General features: G+C 69.7%; 12 protein-coding genes, 2 tRNA genes and 1 pseudogene. 11 read left to right on the forward strand and 4 right to left on the reverse strand.

Annotation, left to right across the window (positions count from 1 at the left end):
- The 3 genes from POF73_RS13970 to POF73_RS13980 all read left to right on the forward strand — a co-directional run.
- On the forward strand, positions 1–1027 hold a 1027-nt coding region (locus POF73_RS13970; RefSeq protein ID WP_272115037.1), incomplete at its 5' end, for an AIM24 family protein.
- A 13-nt stretch (positions 1028–1040) separates the two neighbouring features.
- Positions 1041–1721 carry an AIM24 family protein gene (locus tag POF73_RS13975; protein WP_272115038.1) on the forward strand — a complete coding sequence of 227 codons (681 nt, stop codon included), beginning with the start codon at positions 1041–1043 and terminating at the stop codon, positions 1719–1721.
- Positions 1722–1740: 19 nt separating this feature from the next.
- Positions 1741–2496: an AIM24 family protein gene (locus POF73_RS13980; RefSeq protein WP_272115040.1), complete on the forward strand. Its 756-nt coding sequence runs from the start codon at positions 1741–1743 to the stop codon at positions 2494–2496.
- Positions 2497–2561: 65 nt separating this feature from the next.
- On the opposite strand, the gene POF73_RS13985 is transcribed toward POF73_RS13980, so the two are convergent.
- Together POF73_RS13985 and POF73_RS13990 are read right to left on the reverse strand one after the other, a co-directional pair.
- Positions 2562–3083 (reverse strand): NUDIX hydrolase, encoded by a 522-nt coding sequence (locus POF73_RS13985; RefSeq protein WP_272115042.1) that lies wholly within the window; start codon positions 3081–3083, stop codon positions 2562–2564.
- A complete protein-coding gene (locus tag POF73_RS13990) occupies positions 3080–4510 on the reverse strand; it encodes a zinc-dependent metalloprotease (RefSeq protein ID WP_272115044.1) in 1431 nt (476 codons plus the stop codon). The genes POF73_RS13985 and POF73_RS13990 overlap by 4 nt, the downstream gene beginning before the upstream one ends.
- A gap of 193 nt (positions 4511–4703) precedes the next feature.
- On the opposite strand from POF73_RS13990, the gene POF73_RS13995 reads away from it, so the two are divergent.
- The 4 genes from POF73_RS13995 (at position 4704) to POF73_RS14010 (ending at position 7982) form a co-directional block, all read left to right on the forward strand.
- On the forward strand, positions 4704–5816 hold the full coding sequence (locus tag POF73_RS13995) for an SDR family oxidoreductase (protein WP_272115045.1): 1113 nt from the start codon (positions 4704–4706) through the stop codon (positions 5814–5816).
- A gap of 182 nt (positions 5817–5998) precedes the next feature.
- Complete coding sequence (locus POF73_RS14000; RefSeq protein ID WP_272115046.1) at positions 5999–6460, forward strand: molybdenum cofactor biosynthesis protein MoaE; 462 nt, start codon at positions 5999–6001, stop codon at positions 6458–6460.
- A gap of 174 nt (positions 6461–6634) precedes the next feature.
- Positions 6635–6799, forward strand: coding sequence for a hypothetical protein (locus POF73_RS14005; protein WP_272115047.1), 165 nt, complete (start codon positions 6635–6637; stop codon positions 6797–6799).
- 85 nt (positions 6800–6884) lie between these two features.
- Complete coding sequence (locus POF73_RS14010; protein ID WP_272115048.1) at positions 6885–7982, forward strand: YlbL family protein; 1098 nt, start codon at positions 6885–6887, stop codon at positions 7980–7982.
- 91 nt (positions 7983–8073) lie between these two features.
- Here POF73_RS14010 and POF73_RS14015 read toward each other — a convergent pair whose 3' ends face one another.
- Complete coding sequence (locus POF73_RS14015) at positions 8074–8616, reverse strand: PPA1309 family protein (RefSeq protein ID WP_272115049.1); 543 nt, start codon at positions 8614–8616, stop codon at positions 8074–8076.
- Positions 8617–8780: 164 nt separating this feature from the next.
- Between POF73_RS14015 and POF73_RS14020 the strand changes: the two genes are divergently transcribed.
- The 4 genes from POF73_RS14020 (at position 8781) to POF73_RS14035 (ending at position 14205) form a co-directional block, all read left to right on the forward strand.
- The gene (locus tag POF73_RS14020) at positions 8781–11735 is read left to right on the forward strand and encodes a UPF0182 family membrane protein (RefSeq protein ID WP_272115217.1); all 2955 of its coding nucleotides are present in this window, start codon (positions 8781–8783) and stop codon (positions 11733–11735) included.
- Between the two features lie 57 nt (positions 11736–11792).
- Positions 11793–11866 (forward strand) — tRNA-Met (locus POF73_RS14025).
- Positions 11867–12093: 227 nt separating this feature from the next.
- Positions 12094–14013 carry a tetratricopeptide repeat protein gene (locus POF73_RS14030; RefSeq protein ID WP_272115050.1) on the forward strand — a complete coding sequence of 640 codons (1920 nt, stop codon included), beginning with the start codon at positions 12094–12096 and terminating at the stop codon, positions 14011–14013.
- Positions 14014–14131: 118 nt separating this feature from the next.
- Positions 14132–14205, forward strand: a tRNA-Met gene (locus tag POF73_RS14035).
- 49 nt (positions 14206–14254) lie between these two features.
- Here the strand turns inward: POF73_RS14035 and POF73_RS14040 are convergent.
- Positions 14255–15350 (reverse strand): annotated as a pseudogene (locus POF73_RS14040) (ABC transporter substrate-binding protein).
- Between the last annotated feature and the right edge of the window lie 5 nt (positions 15351–15355).

The following is a 15355-nucleotide window of genomic DNA, read 5'->3' on the forward strand; positions in this document are numbered from 1 at the left end:
GTCGGTGCACGCCCAGCCCACCATCGTCGCGCCCATGACGCCGCCCGGCGGCGCCCCGCCGCCCCCGGCTCCGGCGCCCGCACCCTACGGACAGCCGGGCCAGCAGCCGTACGGTCAGCCCGGGCAGCAGCCGCCCTACGGCCAGCCCGGACAGCAGGCGCCGTACGGCCAGGCCCCCGCTCCGACCGCTCCGCCGCCTCCCGGCTATGCCCAGCCCCAGGCCCCGCAGGCCCCGGCCCCGCCGCCCGGTTACGGCCAGCCGACTCCGCCTCCGGGTTACGGTCAGCAGCCGCCTTACGGCCAGGCCCCGGGCCAGCCGGCACCCTACGGAGCCCCTCAGGGTGCCCCTCAAGGCGCGCCTCAGGGCCCCGGCGTTGCCGCCGCGCTCCAGCAGTTCAAGGAGACGCCCACCGGTCAGCGCTGGACGCAGCAGAACAAGAAGCTGGTCCGGGTCGACCTCGGTATCGGCGGCCAGCCCGTGCTGGCCCGCCAGGGCAGCATGGTGCTCTACCAGGGCAAGGTGGATTTCAGCTACAAGGGAGCCGGCTTCGCCGGCCGGATCGTGGGCAACGCGACCGGCCAGGAGATGCAGCTGATGCGCTGTACCGGCCAGGGCCAGGTGTTCCTCGCCGAGAACTCCACAATGCTGCACCCCATCGAGCTCCAGGGCGACGGCCTCTGTGTCTCCGCGGAGAACGTCCTCGCCTTCGACGAGAGCCTCCAGTACGAGGTCCGCCGCATCGAGGGGCACGGCATCCCCGGTGGCGCGCTGTTCACGATGCAGTTCACGGGCACCGGCACGATCGTCGTCAAGACGCACGGCACGCCCGTGGTGCTGCCGGTGACGCCCACGACGTTCGCCGACTGCAACGCCGTCGTCGCCTGGTCGTCGGCCGCCCAGGTGGTCGTCTCCAGCCAGGTGCGTATGCGCCGCAACGCCTACCCCGGCGACACCGGAGAGAGCGTCAACCTCCAGTTCCGGGCCGCTCCCGGCAACTTCATCGTCGTCCAGCCGTACGAGATCTGAGGGAGAGCCCGTCATGAACCAGCCGCTCGCGGGCTACGCCCCCGCACCCGTCACCGCCCGCATGGAGAACCACGGCAACCACATGCTGAAGGTCGCCATGCAGACCGGGCACGACCTCCTCGCGCGCGTGGGCTCGATGGTCGCCTACGAGGGCTTCGTCCAGTACGAGCCCAACCCGCCGGCCGTGCGCCAGATCGCCAAGGACTGGCTCACCGGCGAGGGCGCGCCCCTGATGAAGTGCTCCGGTGACGGCCTGCTCTACCTTGCCGACTACGGTGCCAACGTCGTCGTGATCAACCTCAACGGCGACGGCATCTCCGTCAACGCCACCAACCTGCTCGCCTTCGACGCCCACCTCACCTGGGGCGTCGAGCGGGTGAAGGGCCTGGCGAAGTTCGCCGGGCAGGGGCTGTGGAACACCAAGATCTCCGGGCAGGGCTGGGTCGCGCTGACCTCCCGGGGCAAGCCGATCGTCGTCGACTGCGGCGGCGGCGAGGACGAGACCTACGTCGACCCGGACGCGCTCGTCGCCTGGTCCCCGAACCTCAAGGTGAAGGGCAAGCGCAGCTTCAAGGCGCAGTCGCTCATCGGCCGGGGCAGCGGCGAGGCCTACCAGATGGCCTTCTCCGGCCAGGGCATCGTCGTCGTCCAGCCGAGCGAGGACAGTACCGACCGCCTCCGGGTCCGGGGCTGAGGGGGAGCACGAGAACGCCATGCAGAGCCCGATTTTCGCCTTCAACGACCAGCAGACCCAGGACCGCTGGAGCCTGCAGAACAAGCAGATGCTCCGCGTCAACCTGGAGGGTCACGACGACATCCTCGCCCGCAAGGGCACGATGGTCGCCTACCAGGGACTCGTCGAGTTCGACGCCGAGTACCAGAGCAACCAGCAGGGACGCGCGCGTGCGCACACCGGCGAGGGTCTGGACCTCATGCGCTGTCACGGACAGGGCACGGTCTACCTCGCCAACCTCAAGCAGCACGTCCACCTCATGGACGTCGACCAGGACGGGCTGACCGTCGACAGCAGCTATGTGCTGGCGATGGAGTCCTCGCTGCATCACGAGGTCATCGCGGTGGACAGCCTCTACGGCATCTCCGGCTCGGGGAAGTACCAGCTCAACATCACCGGCCGCGGCAAGGTCGCCCTCATGACCTCCGGCATGCCGCTGATGATGCAGGTGACGCCCGACAAGTACGTCAACTGCGACGCCGACGCGATCGTCGCCTGGTCCACCTCGCTGCGTGTGCAGATGCAGGCCCAGACGCACTCCTCCGGGGTGTGGCGGCGTCGCGGCAGCACCGGTGAGGGCTGGGAGCTGAGCTTCATGGGCTCGGGCTACGCGCTCGTCCAGCCCAGCGAACTGCTGCCGCCGCAGAACGCCCAGATCGGCTCGGGCCTCGCCGCGCAGTACGGCATGGGACAGCAGGGGGCCCGGGGACAGAACCAGGGCAACGTCTGGAGCTGATCCGACGGGGCCGTCCGGAGAGCAAACGTAAGGGGCGACCGTCCTTGTGGTCGCCCCTTACACGTTCAGATGCGGGCGCGGGTCGTTTCCAGCAGTCGTACGACCGACTCGTCCGCCACGTCCGCCACCTCGTCGTAGGCGAACCAGCGCAGGTCCAGTGACTCGTCGCTGATTGCCTGAACGGCGTCCGGCGGGGCCATGACCGCGTACTGGACGTCGTAGTGCCAGTGGCACGGTGCCGGGATCGGATGCCGGTCGAGGCGCACGGGGCCGCCCGGCAGCAGCGCCAGCCCCTCGATGCCGGACTCCTCCGTGGCCTCGCGCAGCGCCGCCGCCTCCAGGCTGGTGTCCCCGGGTTCGCAGTGGCCGCCCATCTGAAGCCACATCCGCAGCTTCTTGTGGAGGGTCAGCAGGACCCGCCCGCGCGACGGGTCGATCACCAGCGCGCTCGCCGTGACGTGCCCGGCGCGGCACGCCTTCCACATGCCGTCCGGGTGTTCCGCGAGATGGTCCAGGTAGGCCTGGCGCAGCTCTTCCTGGTCCTCGTACCCCTTGAGTACGAGGACCGCGTCGTCGTGAAGGCTCACTCGGCGTCGTCGCCCTTGTCGTCCTCGTCCTTCTTCAGGTTCGGCTTCTCGGAGCCGCCCGCGGCCTCGCCGAGCATCTTGTCCAGCTCGGAGAAATCCAGGTGCTCGCGGTGCACGAAGCCGTCCGGGTCGTCGAGGTCGGTGGCCGTCGGCAGCATGTCCGGGTGGGCCCACAGGGCGTCCCGGCCGTCGACACCGCGCGCGTCGGTGAGCGAGGCCCACAGACGGGAGGCGTCGCGCAGGCGGCGGGGACGCAGCTCCAGGCCGATCAGCGTGGCGAACGTCTGCTCCGCCGGGCCGCCCGAAGCGCGGCGGCGGCGCAGCGTCTCGCGCAGGGCGTCCGCGGACGACAGACGGGGCTTCGCGGCCGCGTGCACCACGGCGTCCACCCAGCCCTCGACGAGCGCCAGAGCCGTCTCCAGACGGGCCAGGGCCGCCTTCTGCTCCGGGGTGTCCTCCGGCTGGAACATGCCCTGCTGCAGGGCGTCCTGCAGCTGCTCCGGGTTCTGCGGGTCGAACTGGCCGACCACGTCCTCCAGCTTGGCGGTGTCGACCTTGATCCCGCGCGCGTAGCCGTCGACAGCGCCGAACAGGTGCGAGCGCAGCCACGGCACATGCGCGAAGAGGCGCTGGTGGGCGGCCTCGCGCAGGGCGATGTACAGCCGCACCTCCTCCTTCGGTACGCCGAGGTCCTTGCCGAACGTCTCGATGTTCACCGGCAGCAGCGCCGCCTTGCCTGCCGGGCCGAGCGGCAGACCGATGTCGGAAGAGCCGACGACCTCGCCCGCGAGCACGCCCACGGCCTGCCCGATCTGCGTGCCGAACATGGCGCCACCCATCGAGCGCATCATGCCGATCAGCGGGCCGGCCATGGCCTGCATCTCCTCGGGCAGGACGTCGCCCATCGCCGTGCCGACCCGCTCGGCGACCGGGTCGACGAGCTCCTGCCACGCGGGCAGGGTCGCCTCGACCCACTCCGCGCGGCTCCACGCGACGGCGGTGCCGGCGCCGGACGGCAGTGACGTCGCGTCGTCGAGCCACAGGTCGGCCAGGCGGACGGCCTCCTGGACGGCGGTGTGCTCGGTCGGGCCGATGCTCGCGTCCTTGGTGCCGTCCGCGGTGCCCTGGGAGACCGTCTGGCGGGCGATCTGCTTGGCCATGTCCCAGTTCACCGGGCCGCCCTCGTAAGAGAGCATCTGCCCCAGCTGCTGGAACGCGGCGCCCAGGTCGGTGGGGTTCAGCGAACCGAACATGGCCGCGAACGGATTGTCCGCGCCGCCCCCCGGGCCCCCGGCACCGGGCGACCCGAAACCGAACGGGTTGGCCGGCCCCTGACCACCACCGCTCTGCTGGTCCTTCTTCTTGCCCTCGTCGCCGTCTTCCGGCTCCTCCGGCGGAAGGCCGAATCCGAATGGGGTGTCACTCACGGGATTCCTCGGCTGGTAAGGCCACCGGTCTGGAACCGGCGGCACGACTGCCCGATAACACCACCCAGCGTAGACACCGCGAGCCGTTCGGGCCTCGGTGCTTCGCCGACTCTTGGCCTGCGGCAGGATGGATGCCACCTGGTACGTACGCGTCACTAGCGTTCGTACTGAAGACAACCGCTGGAGACGCCCGGTGAGTTCCCCTGATCCGCAGGTTCGCGCAGCGCGAAACCGGTCAACCCCGCCCGCCGCCCGCGGGCCCGTCGTCGCGGTGACCGGTGCCGCGTCCGGTATCGGTGCGCTGCTCACCGAGCGGCTCGTCGAGTCGGACGAGGTCAAGCAGGTCATCGCCATCGACGAGCGGCGTGGTGAGTGCGCGGCGGCGCAGTGGCACATCCTGGATGTGCGGGATCCTGCCATCGCCGAGAAGCTGCGGGGTGCGGACGTGGTCGTGCACCTGGCGCTCGACCTGGATCTGGAGACGGATTCAGCCGCGCGCACGGCTTACAACGTTCGGGGGACGCAGACCGTGCTGACGGCCGCGGCGGCGGCCGGGGTCCACCGGGTGGTGCTGTGCACCTCCTCGATGGTCTACGGGGCACTGCCCGACAACGAGTTGCCGCTGTCCGAGGACGCGGAGCTGCGGGCGACGGCGGAGGCCACTGGCGTCGGCGACCTGCTGGAGATCGAGCGCCTCGCGCGCAGGGCGCCGCGGGCCCACCCGGGACTCAATGTCACCGTTGTGCGGCCGGCGGTCCTGGTCGGCGGCACCGACACCGCGCTGACCAGGTACTTCGAGTCACCGCGGCTGCTCGTCGTGGCCGGGTCGCGGCCCGCCTGGCAGTTCTGCCATGTCGAGGACCTGTGCAGCGCCCTGGAGTACGCCGTCCTGGAGAAGGTCGACGGGGAGCTCGCCGTCGGATGCGACGGGTGGCTGGAGCAGGAGGAGGTCGAGGAGCTCAGCGGGATCCGGCGCATGGAACTGCCGTCGACGGTCGCCCTGGGCGCGGCGGCCCGGCTGCACCGGATCGGGCTGACCCCCTCACCGGCCGGGGACCTGGCCTACACGATGTATCCCTGGGTGGTCAGCGGTAGCCGGCTCCATGACGCGGGGTGGCGGCCGCAGTGGACCAACGAGGAAGTGCTCGCGGAGCTGCTGGAGGAGGTCTCCGGACGGCACACGGTCGCCGGCCGGCGGCTGGGTCGCAAGGACGCGACGGCGGCCGGAGCCGCGGGCGCGACGGTGGCCCTGCTCGGTGCGGCGGCGGTGGTGCGGCGGGCGCGGAAGGCCCGGCGGCGGATCTGAGGGGCCGGGCTCGCGCGATGGCCCGTACCGCTCGGCGTCCCGCTGACGCTCCACGGCCTGCCGTCGCTCGACGCTCTGCCCGACACCTTGCCCGCCCCCTGTAGGAGGCTCCAACCCGCACGCGCGTGTGCCGGGCGATGACGCTATTCCCCGTCCTCGCGCGTGTGGGGCACGATGGAGCCATGGCACCTACCAACGATCACCCCGGTGAGCAGGGCGCTCAGGACCCCATCAAGCTCATCGGCATTCGCGAGACGGCCCTCTCCCTGGACGAGGTCTTCCGGGCCGTCGGGGACGATGCCGCCGGTGGGACCGCGCTGTTCGTGGGGACCGTGCGGAACCACGACGGGGGTGCCGATGTCGACGAGCTCGGCTACTCGTGCCATCCCAGTGCCGAGGCCGAGATGCGGCGGATCGCGGAGAAGGTCGTCGCCGAGTATCCGGTGCGGGCGCTCGCGGCCGTCCATCGCGTCGGCGATCTCCAGGTCGGGGACCTCGCCGTGGTCGTCGCCGTCTCCTGCCCGCACCGCGGTGAGGCCTTCGAGGCGTGCCGGAAGCTGATCGACGATCTCAAGCACGAGGTGCCGATCTGGAAGCATCAGAAGTTCTCGGACGGCACCGAGGAGTGGGTCGGCGCCTGCTGATCGCGCCGTCCGGTTCCCCCTGATTGGGCCGCCCGGCCCTCCTTGATTGCGCCGCCCGGACCCTTCCGTACCACTCAGGTTGCGTAACCGCACCCCTGGCGTGAGCGTTGTCAGTGCCAGTGGTTAATCTGCTGATCAGTCAGTTGCGGTCGCTCATGGGGATGGGAGGACGGCATGGCGGCGCTAGCCTGGTTGTTGATTCCGCTCGGGGCTGCGGTCGGCGCCGGTCTGTGGGGCAGTTGGGCCAACCGAACCCGGAAGGCCCGGGGCGACGGACCGGAGCTCGACGGGTATGCCCGGTTCCGCGAGGCCATGGAGAAGCCCACCTCCCGTACATGATCGCGGTGGGGGGCCACTGAGCCGGCAATTCACTGTCGGGCGGCCCTGACGGGGCGCTGACAGGAGTGTCACGTACTGTCTTGTCATGCCACGCCGCACCGCGACGATGCTCGCCTCCACCTTGATGCTGATCGCGCTCCTGTGCGCGGGAGTGTTCATCACCGTGCCGTACTCGGAGATGTCCCCGGGGCCGACGGTGAACACCCTCGGCGAGCATGACGGCGAGCCGGTGCTGCAGGTCTCCGGGCACAAGACCTACCCGACGACCGGTCACCTCAACATGACCACGGTCCGGGTCACCAGCGCCGACTACAAGATGAACCTCGTGGAAGCCGTGTACGGCTGGCTCGCGCACGACAACAAGGTCGTGCCGCACGACACCCTCTACCCGGACGGAAAGACCGAGGAGCAGTCCACCCAGGAGAACGCCGAGGAGTTCAGCCAGTCCCAGGAGAGCGCCAAGGTCGCCGCCCTGAAGGCGCTGGACATCCCGGTGCAGAGCTGGGTGATCGTCGCGACCGTGGTGAAGGGGACGCCGGCCGAGGGCAAGCTGCACGCCGGTGACGTGATCAAGGCCGTCGACGGTACGGCGGTGAAGGAGCCCGCCGACGTCGCGAAGCTGGTGACCAAGCACAAGCCCGGTCAGGACGTCGTCTTCACGATCGTGCCCGCCAAGGAGCAGGTGGCCGCCGAGAAGGAGCGCAGGACGCCGACGAAGACCGAGAAGATCACCATCAGGACCGCCGAGTCCGACGACAGCTCCGAGAAGCGCGCCATCGTCGGGATCTCCGCCGGGACCGATCACACCTTCCCGTTCAGCATCGACATCAAGCTCGCCGATGTCGGCGGCCCCAGCGCCGGCCTGATGTTCTCGCTCGGGCTCTACGACAAGCTCACCCCGGGCAGCCTCACCGGCGGCAAGTTCGTCGCCGGTACCGGCACCATCGACGACGAAGGCAAGGTCGGCCCCATCGGCGGCATCGAGATGAAGACAGTCGGCGCACGCGAGAAGGGCGCCCAGTACTTCCTCACCCCCGCCGACAACTGCGCGACCGCCGCCAGGGACGTCCCCGACGGCCTCACCCTCGTCAAGGTCGGCACCATCTCCGACGCCCTCGACGCACTGAAGGACATCCGCTCCGGCGACACCGCCGACCTGCAGAAGTGCACCACCAAGGGCTGAGACAGACCTGGGTACGACGACGGGGGCGCCCTTCACCTCAAGGGCGCCCCCGTCGTCGTACCGCAGGAGTCGGTCCTCGTACCGGAAGAACTCAGTCCGCGAACGTCGCCGACAGTGCTTCCGCCAGGCCGGGGACCAGGTCCGGGCCGGTGAGGACCTCCGTCGGGGTGTCCTTCTCGCGCAGGCGCAGGGCCGACTCGCGGCCGCCGTCGCGCAGGACCGCGACCGTCATCCGGACCTCCTGGCGGTCCGGATGGTCCGCCACCCACTTCGTGAGCTTGGACCCGCTCAGGCCCTGCGGGACCTGCGCCTCGGCGGACGGGGGCAGCATCAGGCGCTCGACGGTCAGCGCGCAGCCGACCACCGCGTCGGGCCAGGCGATCGTGCCGAGGAACTCGTCGAGCGCCTTGCCCGTTGGAAGTTCGTCCTGCTCGATCGGGGTCAGGCCGGAGGACTCCTGCTCGTCCCCCAGGCCGAGCTGGGCGGCGAGGCCGGGTTCCTGGACCTGCAGCCGTGCGGTGTCTACGAGGGCGAAAAGGCGGGCGGGCTGGTCCCAGCCGAGGCCGGAGGCGTACTCGTCGATCTCAAGAACGGCCCGGGTCAGCGGGCTCGCCGCCATGGGAGTGTTGGACATGGTCACAATCCTGCCTCGTTCATGGCCGGAATCGGGAACTGAGTAAACGGTGAGTAAGTTGCATAGGTGTGGGCCCACGATCACGGGGGGCCACGGAGGGTCCACGAAGACGCGGGCCTGACGGACCAACAGCGAACCTCGGGGTGCGAACCTTGGCTTTCCAGATGCCGGACCGCGGCGGAGGCCCGACCGGGCCACGGATCAGAGTGGGCCGCCCGTCCCGGCGTGTCCGGACGCTGCTCATGACACTGGGCGTCCTCGCCGTCCTCGGCATGGTCTTCACCATGTTCGCGGGGTTCTGGACGGACTGGCTCTGGTACCGGTCGGTCAACTACTCGTCGGTGTTCACGACGACGCTGTGGACGAAGATCGGGCTGTTCTTCGTCTTCGGTCTGTTCATGGCCCTCGCGGTCGGCTTCAACATCTGGCTGGCGCACCGGCTGCGCCCGCCGCTGAGCGCCATGTCCATGGAGCAGCAGAACCTCGACCGCTACCGCATGGGCATCGCGCCGTACAAGAAGTGGCTGCTGCTCGCGATCACCGCCCTGGTCGGCCTGATCGCCGGCGCCTCCGCCTCCAGCCAGTGGCGGACCTGGCTGATGTGGGTCAACGGCGTGCCGTTCGGCGAGAAGGACCCCCAGTTCCACCTCGACGTCGGCTTCTACGCCTTCGACCTGCCCTGGTACCGGTTCCTGCTCGGCTTCGGCTTCGCCGCCGCGATCCTCTCCGTGATCGCCGCCGCGCTCACCCACTACCTGTACGGCGGGCTGCGCATCACCAGCCCCGGCGCGCGCGCCACGGCCGCCGCCACCGGCCACCTCTCGGTCCTCATCGGCATCTTCGTCGCCCTGAAGGCGGTCGCGTACTGGCTCGACCGGTACGGACTGGCGGTGAAGTCCAGTGACTTCAAGGCGACCGACAACTGGACCGGCCTGAGGTACGTCGACGCCAACGCCTATCTGCCGGCCAAGACGATCCTGTTCTGCATCGCCGTGATCTGCGCGCTGCTGTTCTTCGCCACCCTGTGGCGGCGCACTTGGCAGCTGCCCGTCATCGGCTTCGGCCTGATGGTGCTGTCGGCGATCCTCATCGGCGGCCTGTACCCGGCGATCGTGCAGAAGTTCCAGGTCCAGCCCAACGAGCAGGCCAAGGAAGCGCCGTACGTCGAGAAGAACCTGAAGGCGACGCGCGAGGCGTACGGCATCGACGGCGCCCAGGTCACCGAGTACCCGGGCACGAGCAGCACCCAGGACAAGACCCAGCTGCGCGACGACGTGGACTCCACGGCGAGCATCCGGATCATGGACCCGAACATCGTCTCGCCGACGTTCCAGCAGCTCCAGCAGATCAGGAACTACTACGCGTTCCCGACCAACCTGGACGTCGACCGGTACACCCAGGGCGGCAAGGACCAGGACACCGTCATCGGTCTGCGTGAGATCAACCTCAACGGCATTCCGAAGCGGAACTGGATCAACGACCACTTCCGTTACACCCACGGTTACGGTGTGGTCGCCGCCGAGGGCACCAGCGCCGACTCCCAGGGCCGGCCGGACTTCACCGAGTCAGATCTGCCTTCCAAGGGTGACCTCGGGAAGTACCAGCAGCGGGTCTACTACGGTGAGAAGACCACCATGTACTCGATCGTCGGCGGTCCCCAGAAGGAGATCGACTACTCCGACGACAGCGGTGAGAAGACCTACAGCTACCAGGACGACAGCGGGGTCAGCCTCTCCAACCCGGTCAACCGGGCCGCGTACGCGGTGGCGTTCGGTGAGCCGCAGATCCTGTACTCCGGTGCGATCGGCGACGGTTCGCGCATCCTGTACAACCGCACGCCGAAGGAGCGCGTCGAGGCGGTCGCCCCGTGGCTGACCATCGACGGTGACGCCTATCCGGCGGTCGTGGACGGCCGTATCCAGTGGATCGTCGACGCGTACACGACGACGAACGGCTATCCGTACTCCTCGCGCACGACCCTCGGCGACACGACGGCCGACTCTCTCACCGCCACCAACAACAACCGTGCGGTGGTGGCCCAGCAGAACCAGGTCAACTACATCCGCAACTCGGTGAAGGCGACCGTCGACGCCTATACCGGCGAGGTCAAGCTCTTCCAGTGGGACACCAAGGACCCGGTCCTGAAGACCTGGATGAAGGCGTTCCCGGACACGGTGGAGCCCAAGAGCAAGATCTCCAAGTCGCTGATGGCCCATCTGCGGTACCCGCAGGACCTGTTCAAGGTCCAGCGCGAACTGCTCACCCGCTACCACGTGAAGGACGCCACGACGTTCCTCAGCGGCAGCGAGGTCTGGCAGGTGCCGGACGACCCGACCAACAAGTCGGGCAGCGCGGTGCCGCCGTACTACCTGAGCATGAAGATGCCCGACCAGAAGGCACAGGCGTTCTCGCTGACGACGACGTTCACGCCGAACGGCCGGGACAACCTCAGCGCGTTCATGGCGGTCGACGCCGAGGCGGGCACCCCCGACTACGGCAAGATCAGAGTTCTCAAGCTGCCGACCAACACCACGGTCAACGGCCCCAGTCAGGTCCAGAGTCAGTTCAACTCCGAGCAGAACATCGCCGAGACGATCAGGCTGCTGAGAGGCGGCGACTCGGAAGTCGAGTACGGCAACCTGCTGGCGGTCCCGCTCGACGGCGGACTGCTCTACGTGGAGCCGGTCTACGTACGCGGTGGCGGGCTCAAGTACCCGCTGCTGCGGAAGGTGTTGGTGTCCTACGGCGGCAGCACCGCTTTCGAGGACACCCTCGGCGAGGCCCTGAACAAGGTCTTCGGAGCGGAGGGCCCGACCACCGAGCCACCGGACGAGGGCGACCAGGACGGCGGCGGTACGAAGCCTCCGCCGACGTCGACCAACCCGACGGTCCAGGACGCGCTCGACGACGCCCAGAAGGCCTTCACGGCCGGCCAGGACGCCCTGAAGAAGGGTGACTGGGAGGCGTACGGCAAGGCGCAGAAGGATCTTGAGGACGCCCTGAAGCGGGCCGAGGACGCGCAGGCGCAGGCCGACAAGACCGGCGGCGGTGGCGGCAGCGGCAGCAGCGCGAAACCGAGTACGAGTCCGAGCCCGAGCAGCAGTCCTACCGGCACTTAGGGACGACGGTTGATCAAATAGCTCCCCCCGCGCCGTGATACGGTTGCTTCACAACGGCGCGGGGTGGAGCAGCTCGGTAGCTCGCTGGGCTCATAACCCAGAGGTCGCAGGTTCAAATCCTGTCCCCGCTACTGAAGTCGGCGAATATTTCGTACGACAGCGAAGGCCCGGATCCTCCAAGGATCCGGGCCTTCGTGGTGTGCGAACGCATGTGCCGCGGGGCGAGGCGGCCACGCCACCGAGGGGAGTTCGGGGAACTGTGTTTGACTTGTCTCTCTGTGGGCATGTCGACAAAACGCTGAAGTGACCTCACTGGCTGCGGTATACCAGGTGTACCCAGGTTGCAGGTGGTGCGACGATGGACGTTATGGGGGACAAGGCAACTCTGTTGGAGACAGGGCGGTTTGTGCAGCCTGCCGACTTTGTGCGGCCGACAGGCGATTTCGTGCAGCCGACGGACAGTGCCTCGCAGCCGGTGGGTGACCTCGCGCAGCCGGAGGGCGACTTCGCCTTTGACCGGCCGGTCGACCGGGACGAGGCGGGGGATGTGGTCGAGGAGGCGAGGCAGCGGCTCGCCGCCGAGACCGGCGACGTCGAGGCCATGAGCGTCCTCGGGGCCATGCTGCTGCGTCGTGGTGATCTCGACGGAGCCGAGCCTCATCTGCGTGCCGCCACCGCCGCCGGGGACCGGGCCGCCGCCAACAACCTGGGAGTCCTTCTTCATCAGCGTGGATACGCCGACGAGGCCGCCGGCTGGTGGCGGATCGCCGCCGTGGCCGGGTCGGCCGCGGCCGCGCACGCGCTGGGACGCCATCACCGTGAGCGGGGCGACGAGCCGGCCGCCGAGTACTGGCTGCGGCAGTCCGCCGAGCAGGGGCACACGCTGGGCGCGTACGCGCTGGCCGATCTGCTGGAGCACCGCAGTGACGGCGGGGCCGAGCGGTGGATGCGGGTCGCGGCGGAGCGCGGGCACCGTGAAGCGGCGTACCGGCTGGCGCGTGTGCTGGACCGACAGGCGGTGCGGGCGGGCGAGGACGGGGCCGACAACGGTGTCGACGCGGACGAGGCGCTGCTCGACCAGACCGAGCAGTGGTACCGGCAGGCCGCCGCACGCGGGCACCGCAGGGCCGCGCTGCACCTCGGGGCGATCCTGGAGAAGCGCGGGGAGCTCAAGGAGGCCGGGCGCTGGTATCTGACGTCCGCCAAGGACGGGGAGGCGAGGGCCGCCTGTGCGCTCGGGTTCCTGCTGCGGGACGCCGGGGACAGCGAGAGCGCCGCCGTGTGGTGGCTGCGGGCCGCGCAGGACGGTGACGGCAACGCCGCGAACGCGCTGGGCGCGCTGCACGCCGAGCGCGGCGAGACGCAGACCGCCGAGCGGTGGTACCGGGCCGCGATGGACGCCGGTGATGTGAACGGGGCGTACAACCTCGGGCTGCTCTGCGCCGAGCAGGGCCGTATCGCGCCCGCCGAGCAGTGGTACCGGCGGGCGGCTTACGCCGGGCACCGTGAGGCGGCCAACGCGCTGGCGATCCTGCTGCTCCAGGGTGGGGACGCGACCGGCGCCGAGCCGTGGTTCTCCAAGGCCGCGGAGGCGGGGAGCGTGGACGCCGCGTTCAACCTGGGGATCCTGTACGCCGGGCGGGGCGAGGAGCGGGCCGCGCTGCGGTGGTACGAGCGGGCAGCTGCCGCCGGGCACACGGAGGCCGCGCTGCAGGTCGGGATCGCTCGGCTGCGGGACGGTGACGAGGCCGCGGCGGAGCGGCATCTGCGGTGCGCGGCCGGGGGCGGCAGCGCGGAGGGGGCGTATCGGCTGGCGACGCTGCTGGACGCCCGGCGGCCGCCCGAGCCGGCGCATGAGCTCGGGGAGCAGGTGCACGAGAAGACCGAGTGCGAGGAGTGGTACGAGCGGGCGGCCTCCCAGGGGCATCGGCGCGCGCAGGTGCGGGTCGGGATGCTGGCGGCCGCGCGCGGGGACGTGGTGGAGGCGGCCCGGTGGTATCGGGAGGCCGCGGAGGCAGGGTCGCGCAACGGCGCGTTCAATCTGGGGCTGCTGCTTGCCCGGGAGGGCAGTGAGCCGGAGGCCGCGGTGTGGTGGACACGGGCGGCTGACGCCGGGCACGGGCGGTCGGCGTTGCGGCTCGCTCTGGTCTACGCGCGTCGCGGTGAGCTGGCGGAGGGGCAGCGGTGGGCCGACCGGGCCGTGACGCTGGGGCCCGGGGAGGTTTCCGAGCGGGCTGCCCGATTGAGGGATGCGTTGCGAGAAGAGCTTTCGGCCTGAGGCCGTTGTGCGGCTGCCGCGCCGTTGTGGCTGGTCGCGCAGTTCCCCGCGCCCCCAGGGGGTGGAGTTAAGCGATTTGCTTCTTGCTGCGTCCCTCACGTAACGTTGCATTCAACGACGCGGGGTGGAGCAGCTCGGTAGCTCGCTGGGCTCATAACCCAGAGGTCGCAGGTTCAAATCCTGTCCCCGCTACTGAAGGCCTGGGGCCGGAATCCGAAAGGGTTCCGGCCCCAGGTTGTTTTCAGGGTTTGTGGCCCACCGCCTCCTCGTACAGGGCGCGGGTCACCGTCTCCGACTCCGGCAGCGGGCTGCCCTCGGCCACTCCCTGGGCCTCGTAGGCCGACTGGAGGCGTGTGGTCGTGCCGTCGCGGATCTCCCAGTCCATGCGCAGGGGTGGCGTGGACTTGAGGATCGGCTCCTCTGTCTTGAGGAGTTTGGAGAGGTATGTGACGAAGGTCGCATCCTGCTTGTAGTCCGACGCGAAGTAGGTGTTCACCGTGCGGATGTAGGCCCTGAGCAGGGCCACGCCCGCATCCACGTCGTCCTGGAGGAGCGCGTGGCCGTAGAGCATGCCGCCCAACGGTTCGCCCGGCGGCTGGCCGCCCAGGAAGGCGTAGCCCTTGTCGCCGTCCACCTTGCGCCAGACCGGGTCCAGTAGCCATGCCGAGTCGACGCCGCCGTTCTGCAGGGCGGTGAGGACGTCGGCCGAGCCCAGTTGTTGGTACTGGATGTCGGCCAGGCCGCCGCCGTGCTTCTGCAGGGCCTTCTCCATGGGGTAGGCGATGACCGAGCCCTTGCCGATCATCGTGCCCAGCTTGCGGCCGGCCATGGTGACGTGGGTCGCGCTCTCGCCCTCCTTCACACGGACCCACAGGCCGCACTTCGACTTCGGGTCGGGTGAGAAGTTCCCCGCGACCCACTTGATGTCGAAGCCGCCCTTCACTCCGTTCATGACCGCAGCTTCGGGGGCCGCCCACAAGGCGTCGATGTCGCCCTTGGCCAGCAGGGGGAGCGCGTCCGGGGTCGGGAGGACCTGCAGCTTGACGTCCAGGCCCTCCTTCTTGAACTCGCCCTTGTCGAGCGCCACTTGGAGCGGGGCGACGTATTCGGCGCTCAGCGTTCCCGTCGCGATCGTCAGCTCGCGGGGCTCGGGCAGGGGCCGTGGGGCGGGGGCTCCTGGGGCGCAGCGGGCCGGGGTGCGGGTCGGGGAGAGGTCCTTCGGGGCCGTCCAGGACTTCGCGCCGCAGCCCTTGACCGGGCGGATGGTGCGGTGGGCTGCCGCCGCCTTCGACGAGGAGGCCGAATCGTGGGGGGGACGAGCACGCTGTCGAGACCAGGAGCG

This window comes from Streptomyces sp. HD (assembly GCF_028369295.1).
Classification (GTDB): Bacteria; Actinomycetota; Actinomycetes; order Streptomycetales; family Streptomycetaceae; genus Streptomyces.